The organism is Paraburkholderia sp. BR14374, from assembly GCF_040948685.1.
Classification (GTDB): domain Bacteria; phylum Pseudomonadota; class Gammaproteobacteria; order Burkholderiales; family Burkholderiaceae; genus Paraburkholderia; species Paraburkholderia youngii.
Genome location: NZ_JBFPKF010000004.1, coordinates 21,107 through 42,516, shown reverse-complemented (window position 1 = coordinate 42,516; position 21,410 = coordinate 21,107). Strand labels below are relative to the sequence as shown.

Annotated in this window: 20 protein-coding genes; 15 read left to right on the top strand and 5 right to left on the bottom strand. The window is 63.7% G+C overall.

From position 1 onward, the window contains the following. Positions 1-30 precede the first annotated feature (30 nt). A complete protein-coding gene (locus AB3X86_RS10415; protein ID WP_176365915.1) occupies positions 31-1,212 on the bottom strand; it encodes an isovaleryl-CoA dehydrogenase in 1,182 nt (393 codons plus the stop codon). 248 nt (positions 1,213-1,460) lie between these two features. On the opposite strand from AB3X86_RS10415, the gene AB3X86_RS10410 reads away from it, so the two are divergent. From AB3X86_RS10410 to AB3X86_RS10400, 3 genes are all read left to right on the top strand, one after another. Beyond that, entirely contained in the window at positions 1,461-2,198 is a 738-nt protein-coding gene (locus AB3X86_RS10410; RefSeq protein WP_368595894.1) for a TetR/AcrR family transcriptional regulator, read from the top strand. A 39-nt stretch (positions 2,199-2,237) separates the two neighbouring features. Continuing rightward, positions 2,238-3,161, top strand: a complete 924-nt coding sequence (locus tag AB3X86_RS10405) for a DUF72 domain-containing protein (RefSeq protein WP_368595893.1) — start codon at positions 2,238-2,240, stop codon at positions 3,159-3,161. Between the two features lie 239 nt (positions 3,162-3,400). Continuing rightward, positions 3,401-4,519 carry a 3-deoxy-7-phosphoheptulonate synthase gene (locus tag AB3X86_RS10400; protein WP_281374985.1) on the top strand — a complete coding sequence of 373 codons (1,119 nt, stop codon included), beginning with the start codon at positions 3,401-3,403 and terminating at the stop codon, positions 4,517-4,519. A gap of 246 nt (positions 4,520-4,765) precedes the next feature. On the opposite strand, the gene AB3X86_RS10395 is transcribed toward AB3X86_RS10400, so the two are convergent. Then, positions 4,766-5,044 (bottom strand): HU family DNA-binding protein, encoded by a 279-nt coding sequence (locus AB3X86_RS10395; protein ID WP_167039836.1) that lies wholly within the window; start codon positions 5,042-5,044, stop codon positions 4,766-4,768. Positions 5,045-5,436: 392 nt separating this feature from the next. Between AB3X86_RS10395 and AB3X86_RS10390 the strand changes: the two genes are divergently transcribed. Together AB3X86_RS10390 and AB3X86_RS10385 are read left to right on the top strand one after the other, a co-directional pair. Beyond that, a complete protein-coding gene (locus tag AB3X86_RS10390; RefSeq protein ID WP_368596304.1) occupies positions 5,437-5,790 on the top strand; it encodes a hypothetical protein in 354 nt (117 codons plus the stop codon). A 215-nt stretch (positions 5,791-6,005) separates the two neighbouring features. Further along, the gene (locus AB3X86_RS10385; RefSeq protein WP_368595892.1) at positions 6,006-7,979 is read left to right on the top strand and encodes a putative bifunctional diguanylate cyclase/phosphodiesterase; all 1,974 of its coding nucleotides are present in this window, start codon (positions 6,006-6,008) and stop codon (positions 7,977-7,979) included. A 27-nt stretch (positions 7,980-8,006) separates the two neighbouring features. On the opposite strand, the gene AB3X86_RS10380 is transcribed toward AB3X86_RS10385, so the two are convergent. Beyond that, positions 8,007-8,720, bottom strand: a complete 714-nt coding sequence (locus AB3X86_RS10380) for a DUF899 domain-containing protein (protein ID WP_368595891.1) — start codon at positions 8,718-8,720, stop codon at positions 8,007-8,009. A 290-nt stretch (positions 8,721-9,010) separates the two neighbouring features. On the opposite strand from AB3X86_RS10380, the gene AB3X86_RS10375 reads away from it, so the two are divergent. Together AB3X86_RS10375 and AB3X86_RS10370 are read left to right on the top strand one after the other, a co-directional pair. Then, positions 9,011-9,958, top strand: coding sequence for a LysR substrate-binding domain-containing protein (locus AB3X86_RS10375; protein WP_368595890.1), 948 nt, complete (start codon positions 9,011-9,013; stop codon positions 9,956-9,958). Positions 9,959-10,040: 82 nt separating this feature from the next. After that, positions 10,041-11,321 (top strand): MFS transporter, encoded by a 1,281-nt coding sequence (locus tag AB3X86_RS10370; RefSeq protein ID WP_368595889.1) that lies wholly within the window; start codon positions 10,041-10,043, stop codon positions 11,319-11,321. 42 nt (positions 11,322-11,363) lie between these two features. Here AB3X86_RS10370 and AB3X86_RS10365 read toward each other — a convergent pair whose 3' ends face one another. Next, positions 11,364-11,969 carry a peroxidase-related enzyme gene (locus AB3X86_RS10365; protein ID WP_368595888.1) on the bottom strand — a complete coding sequence of 202 codons (606 nt, stop codon included), beginning with the start codon at positions 11,967-11,969 and terminating at the stop codon, positions 11,364-11,366. A gap of 164 nt (positions 11,970-12,133) precedes the next feature. Between AB3X86_RS10365 and AB3X86_RS10360 the strand changes: the two genes are divergently transcribed. From AB3X86_RS10360 to AB3X86_RS10325, 8 genes are all read left to right on the top strand, one after another. Beyond that, positions 12,134-12,550: a cupin domain-containing protein gene (locus tag AB3X86_RS10360; RefSeq protein ID WP_176365921.1), complete on the top strand. Its 417-nt coding sequence runs from the start codon at positions 12,134-12,136 to the stop codon at positions 12,548-12,550. A gap of 271 nt (positions 12,551-12,821) precedes the next feature. Beyond that, a complete protein-coding gene (locus AB3X86_RS10355) occupies positions 12,822-13,841 on the top strand; it encodes a rhodanese-like domain-containing protein (protein WP_368595887.1) in 1,020 nt (339 codons plus the stop codon). A gap of 247 nt (positions 13,842-14,088) precedes the next feature. Beyond that, positions 14,089-14,310, top strand: coding sequence for a hypothetical protein (locus AB3X86_RS10350; RefSeq protein ID WP_233853204.1), 222 nt, complete (start codon positions 14,089-14,091; stop codon positions 14,308-14,310). Between the two features lie 267 nt (positions 14,311-14,577). Continuing rightward, entirely contained in the window at positions 14,578-15,387 is an 810-nt protein-coding gene (locus AB3X86_RS10345; protein WP_368595886.1) for a gamma-glutamyl-gamma-aminobutyrate hydrolase family protein, read from the top strand. Beyond that, the gene (locus tag AB3X86_RS10340; protein WP_176379408.1) at positions 15,380-16,714 is read left to right on the top strand and encodes a glutamine synthetase family protein; all 1,335 of its coding nucleotides are present in this window, start codon (positions 15,380-15,382) and stop codon (positions 16,712-16,714) included. Before AB3X86_RS10345 ends, AB3X86_RS10340 begins: the two co-directional genes overlap by 8 nt. A gap of 49 nt (positions 16,715-16,763) precedes the next feature. Continuing rightward, positions 16,764-18,221, top strand: coding sequence for an aspartate aminotransferase family protein (locus AB3X86_RS10335; protein WP_368595885.1), 1,458 nt, complete (start codon positions 16,764-16,766; stop codon positions 18,219-18,221). Positions 18,222-18,302: 81 nt separating this feature from the next. After that, complete coding sequence (locus AB3X86_RS10330; RefSeq protein ID WP_368595884.1) at positions 18,303-19,037, top strand: alpha/beta fold hydrolase; 735 nt, start codon at positions 18,303-18,305, stop codon at positions 19,035-19,037. Between the two features lie 110 nt (positions 19,038-19,147). Then, a complete protein-coding gene (locus AB3X86_RS10325; protein ID WP_368595883.1) occupies positions 19,148-19,879 on the top strand; it encodes a DUF2278 family protein in 732 nt (243 codons plus the stop codon). A 47-nt stretch (positions 19,880-19,926) separates the two neighbouring features. Here AB3X86_RS10325 and AB3X86_RS10320 read toward each other — a convergent pair whose 3' ends face one another. Then, complete coding sequence (locus tag AB3X86_RS10320) at positions 19,927-21,345, bottom strand: MFS transporter (RefSeq protein WP_368595882.1); 1,419 nt, start codon at positions 21,343-21,345, stop codon at positions 19,927-19,929. Positions 21,346-21,410: the final 65 nt, after the last annotated feature.

Sequence of the window (21,410 nt, the reverse complement as noted above, 5' to 3'; positions counted from 1 at the left end):
TGGCTTCTCCAGAGGGCCGTTCGTTTTGCATCACAGCGTTTCGGCGAACAGCTCCCGGCCGATCAGCATGCGGCGGATCTCGCTCGTGCCCGCGCCGATTTCATAGAGTTTCGCATCGCGCCACAGGCGCCCGACCGGATACTCGTTGATATAACCATTGCCGCCGAGAATCTGAATCGCCTCGCCGGCCATCCACGTGGCTTTCTCCGCCGTGTACAGGATCACACCCGCGCAGTCCTTGCGGACCTGGCGCACGTGGTCGTTGCCGAGCGTGTCGAGTTGGCGGCCCACCGCGTACAGATACGCACGGCATGCCTGCAAGGTCGTGTACAGATCGGCGACCTTGCCCTGGATCAGCTGGAACTCGCCGATCGACTGGCCGAACTGCTTGCGGTCATGGATATACGGCACCACCGCGTCCATTACCGCGACCATGATGCCGGTCGGGCCGCCCGCGAGCACCGCGCGTTCGTAGTCGAGACCGCTCATCAGCACCTTCACGCCGCCATTGAGCTGGCCGAGGATGTTTTCCTCCGGCACTTCGACGTCCTGGAACACCAGCTCACCGGTGTGCGAGCCGCGCATGCCCAGCTTGTCGAGCTTCTGCGCGACCGAGAAACCCTTCATGCCCTTCTCGACGATGAACGCGGTAATGCCGCGCGAATTCGCTTCGGGATCGGTCTTCGCATAGACGACCAGCGTGTCGCAGTCGGGGCCGTTGGTGATCCACATCTTGGTGCCGTTCAGCACGTAGCGATCACCCTTCTTCTCGGCGCGCAGCTTCATGCTGACCACGTCCGAGCCTGCGTTCGGCTCGCTCATCGCGAGCGCGCCGACGTGCTCGCCCGATACGAGCTTCGGCAGATACTTGCGCTTCTGCGCTTCGGTGCCGTTGCGATGAATCTGGTTCACGCACAGATTCGAATGCGCGCCGTACGACAGGCCGACCGAGGCCGACGCGCGCGAGATTTCCTCCATCGCGACCATGTGCGCGGTGTAGCCCATGTTCGCGCCGCCGTACTCTTCGGAAACCGTCATGCCGAGCACGCCGAGGTCGCCGAACTTGCGCCACAGGTCCATCGGAAACTGATCGGTGCGATCGATTTCTCCGGCGCGCGGCGCGATTTCTTTGGCGGCGAACGACGCAATGCTGTCGCGCAGCATTTCGATCTCTTCGCCGAGCGGGAACTGCAAACCGGGCAGATTGGGCATTGCGGTGTCTCCTGAGTTCGTGGGCGGCCGCTGACGGAACGCGAAGCGGCACGCGAGAGCATGTCATCGCGCATTTCACGCCAGATTGACGTAAGCGTCAATAGGTATTTTTGAGTGTTACTCAGAAAATTCGCAAAGCCGCTCCAGACAGCCGATTCGGTGATAGGATCGCGGTCATCGGGCAAATACGCGGCGCTCAAACGCCAGTTTTGCTGCCAATCTGCATCGATAATCTGAATCTGACTCATATGACGGTTGCCGAGAAGGCCGCATTACCTGTCTCGCGTCGCCAGCCGGCCGGGCGCAAGTCGCAGCAGCGCGTGAAGGAGATCCTTCAGGCGGGGCGCGACGTGTTTTCCGAAAAGGGCTACGAGCGCGCGACGACCGCGGAAATCGCGCAGCGCCTCGGCATTTCCGAGGCGACGGTGTTCAGCTACTTTCGCGGCAAGCGCGAGTTGTGCGCCCGGGTCATCGGCGATTGGTACGACGAGATCATCGACGCGATCGAAGCGGGCCTGCCGCGCGACGGCGACGTGCGGCAGCAGTTCGCGTTCATCGTGCGCATGCATCTGCGGCTGATGCTCGTGAACGGCACCGACCTGTGCGCACTCGTGCTGTCCGAAGGTCGCGCGCGGCATCACGAACTCAGCGAAGCGCTGACCGAGTTGCAGCGCCGCTACACCGCGCCGTTGATGCGCGTGCTCGCGCAAGGCCGGCAAAGCGGCGAAATTCGCACCGACATGCCGCTGCGACTGTTGCGCTCGATGGTGTTCGGCCCGATGGAACACGTGCTGTGGGACGCGACGCTCGCGAATCGGCAGATCGATATCGAGGCCACCGCCGATCAGCTGATCGACGTGCTGTGGGCCGCGCTGACGCCCCCCGATCTTGCGCTTAGTGCATTGCAGCGTTTTCGCGTGGAAGTGGCGGCGGCGAGCCGGCGCTTTGACGAAGCCAGCGCCGCGCGCCGCGAAAAAAGCGGCTAATCTACGAGCTTTCCCGCCGCAGCCCGAAGGAGAGCCCAAGTGCCCGCAGCGAAAAGCGCGAAGGAAAGCAGCAAGCAAAGCGACAAGTCCGGCGAAGAACTCGGCGACAAGCCGAAAGCCACAAAGAAAGCGCCAACGAAAAAATCAACCGAAGCGCCGTCAAAGTCCGCGTCCGCCGCACGCATTCGCATCGGCATCGGCGGCTGGACGTACGCTCCATGGCGCGGCCCGTTTTATCCGGAAGACCTCGCGCAAAGCCGCGAACTCGAATATGCGAGCCGGCATCTGACCTCGATCGAAATCAACGGCACGTTCTATGGTTTGCAGAAACCGGCCAGCTACGAAAAGTGGTTTCAGGAAACCCCCGACGATTTCGTCTTCTCTCTGAAGGCGCCGCGTTACGCGACCAATCGCAAGGTGTTGGCCGATGCCGGCGACACGATCGAGCGCTTCTTCGCCAGCGGCGTGCTGTTGCTCAAACAGAAGCTCGGACCGGTCAACTGGCAGTTCGCGCCGACCAAGAAATTCGACGCCGACGATTTCGAGTCCTTTCTGAAGCTGCTGCCCGCGAGCATCGAAGGACAGAAGCTGCGGCATGCGGTGGAGGTTCGTCACGATTCGTTCGGGACACCGGAGTTCATCGCGCTGGCGCGCAAGTACAAGGTCGCGGTCGTGCTCGCGGCCGACAGCGAGTATCCGCAGATCGCCGACATCACCGCGCCGTTCGTGTACGCGCGCATCATGGGCACGAGCGAGAAGCAAGCCCAAGGTTATTCGACGAAAGAGCTCGACGCATGGGCCGAACGCGTGCGCCAGCTCGCCGCGGGCACCACGCCGGACGATCTGGAAACCTGCGCCGAGCCGCCCGCGAAAGCAGCGAAGCGCGACGTCTATCTGTATGTGATCAGCGGCTTCAAGGAGCGCAATCCGGCCGCCGCGATGGCGTTGATCAACAGGCTCTGAATCCGCCTGCCGCCAGGCCGGCACGAGTGTCATAATCGCGCCAGCGCATCCGTGCGCGGTCGCGGCGGCGTCGCGTCAAGCCCGACGCAACACCTTGCGCCGAACCTCGCCCGAGGCACGCAGCCAGCCAGCCCGCACGGTCCACGTCAAACCCACGCAGCGCCCGCGCGCCCACGTCGCGGCGGCGCTCGCATAGTCAGGCGGCAAGACCGCCTCATCAACCGATTGCGGAGAACATCTTGAGCGCCCTCGACAATCCCCTGCACGATCAGGAAGTCGGTTCGGCCGACGCCACCCAGGACACCACGCGCATCGACGACGTGCGCATCGGCGCGGTCCGTCCGCTGATTTCGCCGGCGCTGCTGCAGGACGAACTGCCGGTGCCGCCCGCGGTGCAGACGCTGGTCGAGAAGACTCGCGTCGAAATCGCCGACATTCTGCACGGCCGCGACGACCGGCTCGTAATGATCGTCGGGCCCTGTTCGATTCACGACCACGACCAGGCGATCGAATACGCGCGCAAGCTGAAGGCCGCCGCCGATCACTACCGCGACGATCTGCTGATCGTGATGCGCGTGTACTTCGAGAAGCCGCGCACGACGGTGGGCTGGAAAGGCTATATCAACGATCCGCGTCTGGACGGCAGCTTCCGCATCAACGAAGGGCTGCGTCGCGCGCGGCAGTTGCTGCTCGATATCAACGGTCTGGGTCTCGCCACCGCGACCGAATTCCTCGATCTGCTGAGCCCGCAATACATCGCCGATCTGATCGCGTGGGGTGCGATCGGCGCGCGTACGACCGAGAGCCAGAGTCATCGTCAGCTCGCGTCGGGACTGAGCTGCCCGATCGGTTTCAAGAACGGCACCGACGGCGGCGTGCAGATCGCCGCCGACGCGATCGTCGCGGCGCGTGCGAGCCACGCGTTCATGGGCATGACGAAAATGGGCATGGCCGCGATCTTCGAAACGCGCGGCAACGACGACGCGCACGTGATCCTGCGCGGCGGCAAGAAAGGACCGAACTACGACAGCGCGTCGGTGCAGGCGACCTGTGAAGCGCTGCGTTCAGCGGGTCTGCGCGAACAGGTGATGATCGACTGCTCGCATGCGAATTCGAACAAGTCGCATCTGCGGCAAATCGAGGTCGCGGACGATATCGCGCGGCAACTGTCGGCGCGCGAAGGCCGCATCATCGGTGTGATGCTCGAAAGTCATCTGGAAGAAGGCCGTCAGGATCTGAAGGCCGGTGTGCCGTTGCGCTACGGCGTGTCGATCACGGACGCCTGCGTGAGCTGGGCGCAGACCGAACCGGTGCTCGCCACCCTCGCCGAGGCAACCCGCAAGCGTCGCGCCGGCTGACAGCGCAACGCACGAACCGCGCGAGCGCGGTTCGGCGATGGCTCCACTCGCGACCCGCTCGGGACCGATCGAGGAGGAGAACGCCTGGCCCAAGGAGCCAGGCACACGCGCCGCGCGAGTTGCCAGGGCAAACCGCCTGGCTGGGTTGGGCAGCGCGTGAACCTCACGCCTATCGCATCATTCACGCGTGCGCCTCACAGGAAGCTGCAAAGCGCACCGCGAATGCTCCGGCGTGAAGCGCGTTGCTTACGACGCGTTGACGGCTTCCTTGAACGCCTTGCCCGCGGTGAACTTCACCGTCTTGGCCGCGGCGATCTGGATTTCTTCGCCCGTCGACGGATTGCGGCCCACGCGTGCTGCGCGCGCGCCAGTCGAGAACGAACCGAAACCGACCAGTTGCACCGTATCGCCGCCCACCACGGCCTTGGTCACTGCCTCGACGATCGCGTCGATGGTCTGGCCGGTTGCCGCTTTGCTTTCGCCCGTCGCTGCGGCGACTGCATCAATCAGTTCCTGTTTGTTCATAGCACTTCCCGTATGGTAATCATGGAACCGGCGCCACTCTGAGGCGCCGGGACCGACACACTAACGCATAGGCGCACCTTCGCGCAAACCCTTGGTGTAAGGCTTGTATCAAGGCCGGAGCGCCGGTTTGACGTTTTTCCGTCGCAAACTGCCATAAGAATCGCGGGCTTATGTGCGCGCGCCATCTCATGAGCGTTTGTCGCGCATCACAATCCGTTGCAATTTCAGTACTTTAGGTCGCGTTATGCGAGCCCGCGCGGCCTTCCCGATGACGATAGCCCTTTTCGTGAAGCGCGGGCCCGCTATTTGCGAAACACATCACAAGAAAACTTTCTGCAAGACATAAAAAAGTGAGAATTCGCCACTTTGCAACATGCGCGCTGCTCTGCGCGTTGTCATCGGTGGCTGCGGCTGCCAGCGACAACCCGTGCGCGACCCTCGTCGGCGCAACCAATTCCAGTGCCGCGCAGGGCTTTTTGCTACGCGACGGCGAACCGGTCGACTTCGTCGGCGGCGGAACAACGGTGCACGGCAAGCTGCTCGTGTTCAGCGACGGCGACGTGTTTCGCGCGTACTGGCAGCCGGACGACAGCCCGGAAAAATACGTGCTCGCGAATGCGGGCGCCGACGCGGTCCGGCTCGTCTCGTCAGCGCCGCGAGGCGCCCCTGCGCCAGCCGGCCAGCCCGGCACTGCGATGCGGCCGCAGCGGGTGCTGTCGTGCCCCAACTTCGAGCATGCGCGATAGCCAGCATTCGTCGAGAGTCCCGTCATCGGCATCCGGCACAAACGCCTGCTTGCGGCGCCGCCAGGTACTACTTACCGCACGACGATTCGTAAGCATGCCGTCGGGTTCACGGACCCTTGGCTGCGATGCTATTTACCTCCCGGAACGCTCAAGTTAATCAGCTTTGCGCCGATATAAACAGCTGCGTTTAGCGCGCAAACGTTAAAAGGACGGTGATGGTTTGGCTCGCAAGATTGAAGCAGGTACTGGCGGTCGCCGACGGTGACCGTGCGCTGATGCGTGCGCGCTTGCACGCGTTCAGCCGCCAGGTACCGCTTCTCTACTTCATCCTGCTCGTCAACACGGCGGCGGTCGCGGCGACGCATCTGGACAGCGCGCCGGCCTGGCTGTCCATATATGTGCCCGGCGCGCTCGGCGCGCTGTGTGTGCTTCGCTGCGTGCGCTGGTGGCGCAAACGCAACCGGCCGATGACGGACGCCCAGGTGGTCCGCGAATTGCGCGGCGTGACGTGGATCGTTGGCCTGTTCGGCGTCGCGTTCAGCGGCTGGTCGCTGCTGTTGTTCCCGTACGGCGGTGCGTATCAGCAGGCGCAGGTCGCGTTCTACATGGCGACGACGCTGGTCGGCAGCATGTTCTGCCTGATCCACCTGCGCAAGGCCGCGCTTCTGCTGCTTTGCATCGTCCTCCTGAGTTTCTCCGGATTCCTCGTGTCCAGCGGCTCGCCGGTGTTCTTCGCGATGGCCGTCGACATGACGCTGGTCGGCGTCGCGCTCGCGGTGGTCATCCAGCTTTACTGCCGCACGTTTGCGGACGCCGTGCAAGCGCAACGCGAACTACAGGCAAGCCATCAAAACACCCAACGGCTCAGCGACGACAACTACCGGCTCGCCAACATCGACAGCCTGACCGGCCTGCCGAACCGGCGCAGCTATTTCGCGGCGCTGAGCGCAATACTCGAGCAGGCGCTCGAAACCGGCGGCGGCTTCAACGTCGGGCTCATCGATCTGGACGGCTTCAAGCAGGTCAACGACATATATGGTCACGCGAGCGGCGATCTCGTGCTGCAGGAAGTCGGCACGCGGCTCGTGTCGATCAGCGAGACGGGGCTGATGTTCGCGCGTCTGGGCGGCGACGAATTCGGCGTGCTCGTGCGTCACAAGATGTCGAACGAAGCGCTGGTTCAGTTGGGGCAGCGGATCTGCGACGCGCTCAGTCGGCCTTATCAGGTCGCCGACAATGTCGCGGAGCTGTCGGGTACGATCGGCTGGGCCGCGTTTCCCGACGCGGGCTCGACGGTCGCGCAAGTGTTCGAACGCGCCGACGCTGCCCTCTATGTCGGCAAGGAAAACCGCCGCGGCATGCCGGTGATTTTCTCGACCGAACACGAAACGCAGATGCGGCGGCTAAGCCTCGTCACCCAGGAGTTGCGCCACGCGGATCTCGAAGCGGAGCTGTTCCTCGAGTTCCAGCCGATCTACGATCTGCTCACCCACCGGCCGATCGGCCTCGAAGCGCTCGGGCGATGGCACAACGCGCGGCTCGGCATGGTCAGGCCGGAGGAATTCATTCGGATCGCAGAGCGTACCGAGCTGATTCTCGGCATCACCGATGTGCTGCTGCGCCAGGCGCTCGCCGAAGTCGCACACTGGCCGGCCGATCTGTATCTGTCGTTCAACCTGTCCGCGATCGATATCTCGACGTCGGCACGCGCCCGCCGCCTGATCGACATCGTCGCCGCAAGCGGTGTGTCGCCGCATCGCGTGACGTTCGAAATCACCGAAACCGCGTTGACGCGCGATTTCGAGCAGGCGCGCAGTGCGATGACGATGCTGAAGCAGGCCGGCTGCCGGATGTCGCTCGACGATTTCGGCACCGGCTATTCGAGCCTCAGCTACGTGCACCGCTTGCCATTCGACGCGATCAAGATCGATCGCAGCTTCGTCTCCGACGTCGATACCAACAGCGCATCGAAGAAGATCATCAAATCCGTGATCGACCTGTGCCGCAACCTCGGACTCGAATGCGTGGTGGAAGGACTCGAAACGCCATTGCAGGCCCAGGTCGTGAAGGCGCTCGGCGCGCGTGCGGTGCAAGGCTATCTGTTCAGCCTGCCGATGCGGGCAAGCGCGGTCGGCACGTTCCTATGGACCGCGCTCGCGCAAAGCCATGCGGCGGAGACGCATTCGTAGCGCTCGAACGCGGCATGGCCGTGCCGCTCAATACGCCAGCTTCGGATACCAGTCGGTGCCGCGGCCGCCGGGGGTCATGTCAAGGATCGTCCATAGCGGCATCAGATCGGGCGCGCCGCGCGGGTCCTGCCCGGGGTCCGACGTCGATGGCCCCATCTCCTCGGCCCAGAAGTGCCGCACGACGCCGCCCGTGCGCGTGAATACGTTGAGCGCCGGAACGTCGTCGCCGGCGGGATCTTCGGCTGCGTAGTCGCGATTGAACGTATTGCCGCCCGACGAATAGAGCCGCAGATGCCGCCAGCCACGCTCCTGCTTGAACGCGACGAGCCTGTCGATCGGCGAGCGGCCGATCACCACGAACGCGACGCGCTGCAGGATATCGGGCATTTCGCCGTCCCACGCACTCAGCAGCGACGTGCACATCGGGCACGGCCGCGCGCGTTGCGGTCCGAACATCCAGTTGTAGGTCACCAGTGTGTCGTGCGCGCCGAACATCTGCGACAGCGTGACCGGGCCCGCTTCGCCGTCGAAGCGGTAATCCTGCGGCACGATGCCGCCCGCGGGCAGCGCGCGACGCTGCGCGGCGACGCGCTCGATCTGGCGGCGCAACTCGATCTCCTCGGCGAGCAACGCGTTGCGCGCGCGTCGATATTCGGCGCTCTCGCCGGGAAAGCGTTGAGGCAGGTCGGCCAGTTCGCGGGCCGGTTTTAGCGTATGCATCGATGTGTTTGCGTCGTTCATCAGCCATCTCCTTGTGAGAAGTCGTGCGAAAAACGGACGGAAGACGGGCGGCTGCCTATGCTTTGCCGCCCTTCCTACAAGCGACGACGGATGAGACCGCGGAAAATCGACAGCGCCGCCAATGATTTTTAAGCGGCAGCCTTTTTGCAGCCGCTTTTGCCGACGGTTCGGCAACACACTCGCGAGGCGCCACCGCAAGGTATGCTTGCGCCAAACAGCACGCCCATTACACCCGCCAACACCACGCGGCACGCGCGCCACGCGCGACGCGGCCGCCTTGGGGAACGCACATGCCGCTTCGTCTGCCACCCCTGCCAGCGCTCCGTTTTTTCGAAGCGGCCGGCAGGCATCAAAGTTTCAAGCTCGCCGCCGCCGAGCTGAACGTCACGCCGAGCGCGATCAGTCATGGCATCGTCGGGCTCGAGGAAGCGCTCGGCGTCGAGCTGTTCGTGCGCGAGCCGCGCGGCATCTCGCTGACGGCGGTTGGCGCGGATTATCTGTCGTACGTGTCCGAGGCGTTTTCGCTGATCGCGATCGGCACGCAGCGTCTGCCCAATCACCGCGCGGATCGGTCGATTACGCTCAGCTGTGCGCCGACCTTCGCGTCGCGTTGGCTGCTGCCGCGCCTCGCGGGTTTTCGCGCGCGCTGGCCGAATGTCAACGTGAGCGTGGATACATCGCGTCGCCAGGTCGGTTTCCCGGTCGACGGCTTCGATTTCGCGATCCGCATGAGCCGCGCGCCGGTCGCCGGCACCGCATGGACGCGCCTGTTCGGCGAGCGTTTCGTGCCCGTGTGCAGCCCCGCTCACCTGGCGACGCTGCGCGACGAGCACGGCGTCCCGAGCCTGCGACGCGCGACGCTGATTCACGTGAACGCCGCGAGTGAAGACTGGCAGGCGTGGCTCGATGCAACCGGCACCGGCGGCATCGATATGGACGCCGGCTTGTACGTCGACACGATCCAGCTCGCCTTTGAAGCGGCCAGTATGGGCCTCGGCGTCGCGCTCGGCCGCAAGCCGCTGGTCGATGGCGATCTGGCGAGCGGCGCGCTGGTCGAGGCTTGCGCGCCCACCATCGCATCCGCCATCGCCTACTGGCTGGTCAGCGCGGAGAATGCGGACAGCGCGATCCGGCGGCCCGAGCTCGCCGATTTCAGGCGCTGGCTCGTCGACGAGGCGGCGGCCTTCGACACGCATGCCGACGCGGCCGCGGACGGCGATCTGGCGGCGCACAGGTGAGCGGCGCTCACGTGTCGTCGAAATCTTTTCCTTTGCCGGCCACGCGGCGGGCTGCGACGATGGTGGCCAAGGAGAAGCCGCCATGTCGACCACCCACACCGGGCAACCCACCCCCGCCGTCGCTCCGGCGACGACCGTCACCAACACGATCGTGATCGTCGCCGCCGCACTGATCCTGAGCGCCGCGATGGGCATCCGCCAGACCTTCGGCCTGTTCATCGGCCCGTTCTCGTTCGACCGCGGTCTGCCGGTCACGCTGATCGCCTTCGCGATCGCGCTGCACAACCTCGTGTGGGGCTTCGCGCAGCCGTTCGCGGGCGCGGCTGCGGATCGCTATGGCTCGGCGCCGGTCGTCGCGTTCGGCGCTTCGACGTTCGCGGCCGGCCTCGCGCTGTCGGCGGTCGCGCCGAGCGGCGCGCTGCTGGTGATCGGCATGGGGCTGCTGGTCGGCATCGGCGTCAGCTGCACGACCTTCGGCGTGGTGTTGCCGGCGGTCGGCCGCATCGCGTCGCCGGAGAAGCGCAGCGTCGCGATGGGCCTCGTCAGCGCCGGCGGCTCCGCCGGACAGGTGCTGATGGTGCCGCTCGTGCAAGGCATCCGGCTGCACGCGGGCATCGCGACCTCGCTGTTCGTGCTCGCGTTCGTGATGCTGCTGATCGCGCCGCTCGGCATCGTGCTCGACCGTCGCGCGCGGATGCATGCGGCGGGCGAGGCCCGGTTCGACGATGCGCCCGCGACTCCGCTGCGCGAAGTTCTGTCACAAGCGACGCGCCATCGCGGCTACCGCCTGCTGACGCTCGGCTTCTTCACCTGCGGCTTCCAGCTCGCGTTCATCGCGACGCATCTGCCCGCGTATCTGACGCTGTGTCATATGCCGATCGGGCTGGGCGCCACCGCGCTTGCGCTGATCGGCCTGTTCAATATGGCGGGCAGTTGGGCGTGCGGCTGGCTCGGCGGCCGGTTCCGCCAGCATCATGTGCTCGGCTGGCTTTATCTGATTCGCAGCGCGACGATCGCCACGTTCTTCGCGCTGCCGAAAAGCGCGGTGTCCGTGGTGATTTTCGCGGCCGTGATGGGCCTGACGTGGCTCGGCACCGTACCGCTGACGAGCGGGCTGGTCGCTAAGGTGTTCGGCACGCGTCACCTCGGCAGCCTGTTCGGCGTGTGCTTTCTGAGCCATCAGATCGGCTCGTTTCTCGGCGCGTGGCTCGGTGGCCTCGTGTTCGATCTGACGGGCTCGTACTCGCTGATCTGGGTAGCGACGGTCGCGGCGGGATTGCTCGCGGCGCTGCTGCATTTCCCGATCGACGACACGGCGGTGACGACGCCCGCGCGGCATGCGCCGCGTCCCGCGCAGGCGTGATGCGCAATGCCGGTAGAGACGCTGAAGCTATGCCAGTCGCGGCTATTTCTTCGGCGCATCCGCGGCGGCTTTCGGCACGCGCCCCATCAGATAGAACTCGTCGTTCGGACGCATCGAGATCACGTTCGCCATCCGGTTCGATAGGCCGAAAAACGCGGTGATTGCCGCGATGTCCCAGATGTCTTCATCGGTGAAGCCGTGGCCGCGCAGCGTCTGGAAGTCTTCTTCGTCGACCGTGCCGGACGCGCGGCACACCTTCAGCGCGAAATCGAGCATCGCCTTCTGGCGCTCGGTGATGTCGGCCTTATGATGATTGACCGCAAGCTGATCGGCGAGCAGCGGCGCTTTCTCGTAGATGCGCAGAATCGCGCCGTGCGCGATCACGCAGTAAAGACAATCGTTGACCGCGCTCGTCGCGACCACGATCATCTCGCGCTCGCCCTTGGTGAGACCGCCCTCTTTCAGCATCAACGCATCGTGATAAGCGAAGAACGCGCGAAATTCATCGGGCCGATGCGCGAGCGTCAGAAACACGTTCGGCACGAAACCGGCTTTGTCCTGCACTTCGAGAATGCGGGCGCTGATGTCTTCGGGCCACTCGCTCGGCTCGGGGACCGGGTAGCGGCTGATGGGCTGAAGCATGGCCATGCGCTGTCTCCGTGATCTTGGTCGGGGGTATGCCGATCATTGTAGCAACGCGTTTTGGCGGTCGCCCGCGCTTCACAAGGTCCGATATTGCCGCCCGTATCGTCTAGACTTTCAGTTCGGCATGCATGAAGCCGCCCGGCACGGCGGCGACGAAAGGAGCGACCATGTCAAACGTGACGCACGACGCGCGGGCCCCTGTGATCAAGGTGCGCCCGGAACGGGAAATGGCGACGATGCAGCGGTTGCCCTATTTCGTCGGCATTTCGGCGGGCACCGCGGGTGCCACCGGACTGTCGATGTATATGGTCGTGGTCCCGCCCGGCGGCCATGCGCAGCCGCACTATCACGCCGACTACGAAACCGCGATCTATATGCTCGAAGGCAAGATCGAGACGCGCTATGGCCCGGGACTGCGCGAGTCGGTCATCACCGAGCCGGGCGACTTCCTGTTCATTCCGCCCGGCGTGCCGCATCAGCCGTTCAATCTCGATGCGAACGCCGCGGCGCGCGCGATCGTCGCGCGCAATCACGCGGACGAGCATGAGCGCGTGGTGCCCTATGATCCCTCCGAGGATGCGTAAGGCGACAGGCCGCTTTTTGGACCGCTTCGCCTGAAGCGAGGCAAATCCCGCTGCTCAGTCCGCGTTGATCCACTTGCCGCGCGGCGCATGCACGCGGCATGGCGCGGTGCGCCATGCGCATTCGTCGCTCGCCCGCCACTTTGTCGGCGCACTTTCATAACGCCGACTCGCCACCTGTGCTTAAATCCGTCTTTCGCGTCGCCAGAGGCTCGTATCGGCCTCGGCGCAGACGATTCTTTTCCCTTTCTTTGCCTTAATCAGGAGCGCGGTTGTGTGGCATTTCCCGGTCGCTATTCCACCGTCTGCGGGCGTGTGGGCCGTCTTCATGAGCGTGCTCGTCACGCAGCTCGGCATGCCGATTCCGGCCGCGCCGATGCTGATTCTCGCGGGAACGATGGCCGCGGTGGGCGAGGCCTCGTACATCAACATGATCTGCGCTGCGGTCGGTGCGACGCTGATCGCCGACTCGCTGTGGTTTTTCACCGCACGCGCGTATGGCCGCCGTCTGCTCAATTACCTCGTGCGCTTCTCGCTGTCGCTGGACACCACGGTGCGCGTCGCGCGCAATACCTATGAGCGCTATGGCGCGCCGATTTTGACGGTCGCGAAGTTCCTGCCCGGTCTCGGCCTGATTTCCGCGCCGCTGCTCGGCACGACCGCGATCGGCGTCGGCGTGTTCTTGTTGTGGGACATGGTCGGCGCGACGCTGTGGGCGAGCGTCTGGATCATCGGCGGGGCCGCCTTGCACGATGAGATCGTCCAATTGATGCTGTTCGTGCGCCGCAACGGCGGCACGATCTTCGATACGTTCGCGGTGATCTTCGCGGCGGTTCTGCTGTATCGCTGGCTGCGCCGTTTGCAGTTTCGCCGCTGGCTCGCGCATGCACGCATTTCGCCCGATCAGCTCGACGCGATGATGAAGTCGAACGAACCGCCGCTGATTCTCGACGCGCGCCCGCACACCGTGCGCGAAAAGGAATCGCATCGTATTGCCGGCGCGCGGCCGCTCGATCTCGAGTCGCCCGACCCGATTCATCCGGAGTATCTGAAGCGGCCGATCGTCGTCTATTGCGTGTGTCCGAACGAAGCGACCGCGAAGCGCATCGTCAGGCAATTGCATCGCAAGAACATTCATCATGTGCGCGCCCTTAAGGGCGGACTCGACGCATGGGAAAAGCGCGGCTATCCAGTCGAACCACTGCCACCCGACTTCAATACGGCGATGGCGCACATGCTCGAAGACAAGGGCAACGAAGGCGAATACACGGTGCGCGCCCGTCTCGCGGAGTGAACGAATAGCAGACCAAGCACACGGCATCACGCTTGATGCCGTTCTGCCAAAAAACAAAAATAAATTGACGGCATTTTTAGCTCGTATATCCTAGCTATTGGGAGATCGCGTGAACGGCGCTGCGGATTAAGCCTTTACCGTTTAGTACCGTTTCTTCTCGATCGACCCGCGTCCTGTTTCTTCACTATCCGCTGTGGATTCGAAACAGGCCGTTCAAAACCCTCAACTATGCCAGTCGAGTGTCATCGTGAGAGTCCGAGGCCCTTTGGTGAATTGGAATCGCAGTCAGGCGCGTTGTATTTGCGCTGACGGCGCCAGCGCCGACGGCAGCAACGGCAGCCTTGCGTTTCGCCGCTTTCTGTCCGTCATCACAGTCCTGTCGCGTCGCTCCGTTCGACGCCGCAACGTCCTCTCCGCACGCGCGTTCATCGCGGTGCGCACAGACGAAGTCGCCTCGCTGCTGCCGTAGCGCCTCTCTTTCTAGTCTCTTTTCGCTGCTCGATTCGTCCGTTTGCACGCGGTTTCGCGAGCTGTCTGCTTGCGTCCGCGCGGCGCTGACTGATTGCCGCGCATTACGACGGATTCAATCGAAGCGCTTCTAATCTGATTAGCGCTGCGCGTTATTGCGCGGATTCGCTTTGGCTTCGCCTCGCCTTCGCGTTTTCCGATTTCGTCGCGCGCGCTATTTAACGCCGTTCACGTGGTGTGCGGCGTGGGATCGACACGCCTGTTCGTTATGCGAAACCAACCAATAGTAGGCATCACCGCCGATAGAACGATGCTCGGCGCTCATCCATCGCACGTGGCCGGTGAAAAGTACATCGCCGCGATCGTCGAGGGCTCGCACGCGCTCGCGATGCTGGTGCCGGCTTTAGGTGAGCGCCAGTGCAGCGACGATGTGCTCGCCGCTGTCGATGGCTTGCTATTCACCGGCAGCTATTCGAACGTCGAGCCGCACCGTTACGGCGGCGCTTCGAGCGAGCGCGATACATTGCACGACCCGGCGCGCGATGCAACCACGTTGCCGCTAATCCGCGCGGCGGTTGCGTCCGGCGTACCGGTTCTCGCCATCTGCCGCGGCTTGCAGGAAATGAACGTGGCATTCGGCGGAACCTTGCATCAAAGCGTTCATGCGGTCGGAGGACTGAACGACCATCGCGAGAACAAGGACGACTCGCTCGACGTGCAATACGCCACCTCGCATTCGATCGTGCTGACGCGCGGTGGCATGCTGCAGCGCCTTGCGGGCGGCGCCCACGAAGCGCGGGTGAATTCATTGCACGGTCAGGGTATTGCGCGACTCGGCACAGGCCTCGACGTCGAAGCACTCGCGGCGGACGGCCTGATCGAAGCAATCAGCGTCAGCGACGCCCGCGCATTCGCGCTCGGCGTGCAATGGCACCCGGAATGGGGACACGCGGACAACGCGTTATCGACCGCGATATTTCGCACCTTCGGCGACGCGTGCCGCCAGCGCATGAATACACGCAACCCTGCACGCATGTCCCAGGTCGCGGATCAAAACAGAGAGAACAATCATGCATGACATCGACGATTTTCTGAGAAACCATCACGTCACCGAAATCGAAGCGATTATTCCGGACATGGCCGGCATCGCGCGCGGCAAGATCATTCCGCGCAGCAAGTTCGAATCGGGCGAATCGATGCGTCTGCCGCAGGCGGTGATGATTCAGACGGTGACCGGCGATTATCCGCAAAGCGATTCGCTGACCGGCGTCACCGATCCCGACATGGTGTGCGTACCCGACGCGAGCACGATCCGGATGATTCCGTGGGCAGTCGACCCGACCGCGCAAGTGATTCACGACTGCGTTCATTTCGACGGCACGCCGGTCGAAATCTCGCCGCGCTGCGTGTTGCGCCGCGTGCTCGATCTATACAAGGCGCGCGGCTGGAAACCGGTGATCGCGCCGGAACTCGAGTTCTATTTGGTCGATATGAACCGCGATCCCGACCTGCCGCTGCAACCGCCGGTTGGACGTACGGGTCGCGCGGAAACGGGACGCCAGGCGTATTCGATCGAAGCGGTCAATGAATTCGATCCGCTGTTCGAAGACATCTACGAGTACTGCGACGTGCAGGAACTCGAAGTCGACACGCTGATACACGAAGTCGGCGCCGCGCAGATGGAAATCAATTTCATGCATGGCGATCCGCTCAAACTCGCGGACAGCGTGTTTCTATTCAAGCGCACCGTGCGCGAAGCGGCTTTGCGCCACAAGATGTACGCGACCTTCATGGCGAAGCCGATGGAAGGCGAGCCGGGCTCGGCGATGCACATGCATCAGAGCCTCGTCGATATGGAAACCGGCCGCAACCTGTTTACCGCCGCGGATGGCGAACCGACATCGCTTTTCACCGGCTATATCGCCGGCTTGCAGAAATACACGCCGGCGCTAATGCCGATCTTCGCGCCGTACATCAACTCGTATCGGCGCCTCTCGCGTTTCATGGCCGCGCCGATCAACGTCGCGTGGGGTTACGACAATCGCACGGTGGGCTTTCGCATTCCGCATTCGACGCCGGTCGCGCGCCGCATCGAGAACCGCATTCCGGGTGTCGATTGCAATCCATATCTGGCGATTGCCGCGACCTTGGCCGCCGGCTATCTCGGCATCACGCAGCGGCTCGCCCCAACCGAACCGCTCGCGAGCGACGGCTATGCATTGCCCTACCAATTACCGCGCAATCTCGAAGAAGGCCTGACGTTGATGAGTGCGTGCGAGCCAATTGCCGACGTACTCGGCGAGCAGTTCGTCCGCGCGTATCTCGCGCTGAAAGAGACCGAATATGAAGCGTTTTTCCGCGTGATCAGTTCGTGGGAGCGCCGGCATTTGCTGCTGCACGTGTGAGTGCCGCGGGTCAATCGGTCAATGAGAACTTTGAAAGGACGGAGGCGATATGAGCTATAAGACTGACGATTTGATGTATGCGGAGAAGGGAACGCCCGAGCTTGGCGGAACGATAGACGCGCCGACCTCGCAAGCCCCGTCGCGCAGCACCGCCGAATACCGCGCGCTCGATGCCGCGCATCACATCCACCCGTTCTCGGATATGGGCTCGCTCAATCGCGCGGGTTCGCGCGTGATCGTAAAGGCGCAAGGCGTGTACCTGTGGGACTCGGACGGCAACAAGATCATCGACGGCATGGCTGGACTGTGGTGCGTGAACGTCGGCTACGGACGCCATGAACTCGCCGACGCCGCCTTCCGGCAGATGCAAGAACTGCCGTACTACAACACCTTCTTCAAGACGACTCATCCGCCGGTGATCGAACTGTCGGCCCTACTCGCCGAGCTGACGCCCGCGCCGTTCAATCACTTCTTCTACTGCAACAGCGGCTCGGAAGGCAACGACACCGTGCTGCGCATCGTTCACCAATACTGGGCGACGCAACGCCAGAGCGCGAAGAAGTTCGTCATCGCGCGCAAGAACGCTTATCACGGGTCGACGATCGCGGGCGGCACGCTCGGCGGCATGGCGTATATGCATGAACAGATGCCGTCGAAAGTCGAGAACATCGTGCATATCGATCAACCTTATTTCTTCGGCGAAGCGGCGAGCGGTCAGACGCCGGAAGAATTCGCGCTGGCTCGCGCGCGGCAGCTCGAAGCGAAGATTCTCGAACTCGGTGCGGACCATGTCGCCGCGTTTATCGGTGAGCCTTTCCAGGGAGCCGGCGGCGTGATCTTTCCGGCCGACACTTACTGGCCGGAAATCGAGCGTATTTGCCGCAAGTACGACGTGCTGCTCGTCGCGGACGAAGTGATCGGCGGCTTCGGCCGAACCGGCGAATGGTTCGCGCATCAGCACTTCGGCTTCGAGCCGGACCTGATCACGCTCGCGAAGGGACTCACCAGCGGTTACGTGCCGATGGGAGCGGTCGGCCTGCATGATCGCGTCGCCCGCGCACTGATCGACAATGGCGACTTCAATCATGGCCTCACCTACTCCGGGCATCCGGTCGCGGCGGCTGTCGCCCTTGCCAATCTGAAACTGCTGCGCGACGAGAAGATCGTCGAGCGCGTCAAAGCGGATACCGGTCCGTACTTTCAGAAGAGACTGCGTGAGACGTTCGCCGCTCATACTGTCGTTGGCGAGATCAGCGGCGCGGGCCTCGTGGCGGGTGTGCAACTCGCCCAGGAGCCGCTCGCGCGCAAGCGCTTTGCGAACGGCGGCGATGTCGGCGCACTGTGCCGCGACTTCTGCTTCAACGGCAATCTGATCATGCGCGCGAGCGGCGACCGGATGTTGCTGTCGCCGCCGCTCGTGATCAGCCGGCCGGAAATCGACGAAATCGTCGCGAAGGCAAAAGCGGCGATCGATGCGACCGCGCGGCAGATGGGCATGCTATGGTAAGGCGGATGAATGACCATTCGACGATGACGTCGTACAGAGTGTCATTTCTTTTATCCGTTCAACGCATCACAGCACCCACCCATGACCCACCAAATCGTTTTGCTCCCTGGACTGCTCTGCGACGGCGCAGTGTGGGCCGATCAGCGCGGCGCGCTTGGCGCGATCGGCAACTGCTTCGTGCCCGACTACGGCATGCGCGACTCGCTCGGCGCGATGGCCGAACTCGTGCTCGAGTCGGTTTCGGGAGACCGCCTGCTAGTTGCGGGTCATTCGATGGGGGGACGGGTCGCGCTCGAAGTGTTCCGGCGCGCACCGCAACGCATCGCCGGGCTCGCGTTGCTCGACACCGGTTGCACGCCGCGTGCCGCCGGCGAGGCCGGCGAAAGCGAGCGCGCGCAGCGGCTGCGACTACTCGAACTCGCGCGCGCGAAAGGCATGCGCGCGATGGGCAACGAGTGGGCGCCCGGCATGGTCAACGCCGATCGCCACGATTCGGCCGTCTACGAGGCGGTGCTCGACATGATCGAGCGAAGCACGCCAGATAAATTCGCGGCGCAGATCCGCGCATTGCTGGATCGTCCCGATGCGACGGCGCTGCTTCGCGACATCGCGTGCCCGACGATGATCGTGTGCGGACGCGATGACAAATGGAGTCCGTTGGCGCGTCACGAGGAGATGCACGCGCAGATTCGCGGCTCGAAGCTTCGCGTAATCGAACGAAGCGGTCATATGTGCACGATGGAGCGGCCCGACGATGTGACCGACGTGCTGGTCGAATGGGCCCGGTGTGCGGCCGGCTACGAAACGGCTCTTTGATCTGTTCGACGTTCGCCGCGCCGTCTGCACGATCTTGTTTATCGACGCGTCGCACCATATGCTGGGTGCGAGTCGCTCTCCGTTCATCAACTTCGACAAGGCATTCCGTCATGAACGAATACTGCATGTTCAAGGGAAAACTGCTGCGCGCGGCGCCTTTCAAAGATTCGTATGTGGGCAGTCCGCACTATGTGATTACGGTTACTGGCAACGACAACACGCCATTCAATATCGTCGTCAATTCGGCGTCGACGCAACCGGGCGCAAGCGGTAACGACGACGTGTACTTCTATGCCGATCTGAACTTCGCCGATCCGCTCACCGCGAAACTGCAGGCCCTGAACCTCGGCCTCTACACCAGCGGCTTTCCGCGGCTCGACTACTTCCAGGACAGCAGCCTGCTCGACATTCACCGCATGCGGCCGGTCCCCTACGAGGACCAGAACGGCAATCGCGCCGACGTCAACGACATCGTCGACGAAATCCTCACCATCGACGAAAGCAAGCCGTCGCAAAGCCTGCCCTACGACAACGGCAGCGGCCAGTTGCATAACCGCGATTTCTGGACACCGACGACCGCGGGCATTCTGGTTTACGGGTTCGGCTTTCTGTTTCTGCCGAAGAAGGACGGTCTTCACGAAACCCACATGAATCAGGGCAATCCGCGCGGTCCGCATTACAACGAAAACGGCACGTTCCAGGACGGCGCGGTGATCGTGCAGCGCGCCGATGGATTTGCCGCCATGTTTACCGCGTTCCAGACGCAATATTTGCCGACCGATGCAGCCGGCGATCCGGCCGCAAATGCGGTGCCATTGCCCGTTTATATTCAACGAGGTTGATAGCGTCGCTACGTAAGCCGGCGCATCGCGACCGCCTTTCGCATCGATCAGCGCACGGCCGCGGCGCCTCGCCGCGGAATATGCCGCCGCACCACCGCCAGCGCGATCAGCACGATGACCATCGCGATACCGAGCATCAGCAGATAGCCCGATGCGCCGCCGGCCGTGATCACCGCGGCGCCCGCGAACGCGCTCAGAATCGCTCCGACGCGGCCGACCGCGAGTGCCGATGCGGTGCCCGTTGCCCGCACGCCGGTCGGATAGACGTAGGCGCACAGCGCGTACATCGTCGATTGCACCGCATTGACGAACAGCCCATGCAAGCCGAGGCCGACGATCATCAACGCCGTATGCTGTGTCGCGCTGACGCCGAGCAGCATCCATGCGCTCGCGACGCCGCCCGCGCAGCACAGCAGCAGCGGCCAGCGCGAGCCATAGCGCCCGATCGCCAGCGCGCACAGCACCGCGCCGATTACGCCGCCAAGGTTGTACGCGCTCAGGCCATAGCCCGCGAGCGACACGCTCAAACCCTCGCTCGTCAGCATCGACGGCAGCCAGCTGAATGCCGCGTACACCGCGAGCAGGCACATGAAGAACGCGCCCCAGATCGCGACGGTGTCGCGCGAACGGCCATCGCGAAACAGCGCGGTGAAGCCGACGTGTTTCTCGGCGCTTTGTTCGCGCACGTCGGTAAAGCTCGTATCGGCCGACACGTCGCGGGCCATGCGCCGCAGCAGCTTCGCGAGTTCTGGCCAGCGATGCGGACGGCGCGCCATAAACCGCGGCGATTCCGGCAGCGCGGCGACGAGCACGATGCCGAGCACGAGCGGCAGCACCCCACCCGCGACGAACAGACCGCGCCAGCCATAAACCGGCAGCACCTGCCCGGCGAACAGTCCCGCGGCCATGCCACCGAGCGGCACGCACAGAATGGTCGCCGTGACCGCGAAGGTACGAAAACGCGCGGGCGTGAACTCGGCGGTCAGCGTCGTCGACGTCGGCAGCGCGCCGCCGATGCCGAGCCCCGCGATAAAACGCAGCGCCGCGATGGCCCCGACGTTCGGCGCCAGACTGATCGCGCAGGTCGCGAGACCGAACACGAACACGCTGCCGATCACGGCCCAGCGGCGGCCGAAGCGATCGGCGAACAGCCCCGCGAACGCGCTGCCGATGCCCATGCCGATCAGCCCCGACGCGACCACCGGCGCAAACGCATTGCGCGTGATGCCCCACTCCTTGATCAGCATCGGAATCGCGAAGCCGATCAGCTGGCTGTCGAAACCATCGACGACGATCGACAGCGCCGCGAGCACCACCGCGATTTTCTGCAGCAACGTATACGGGCCGTCGTCGAGCGCATGACCGATGTCGACCGTGTTGCCGCCGCGCGCAATGCCGGCGAGCGCCGCATCGTCGCGCGCGGTCGAGGTCGAGGGCGCGGCCGAAGCGGGAGGAACGTAATTCATCGACATGTCTCCTTTGTTTGCGCTGCGCGCGCGTTGTTCGATTTTTTGATGTCGTCCGTTAGAAC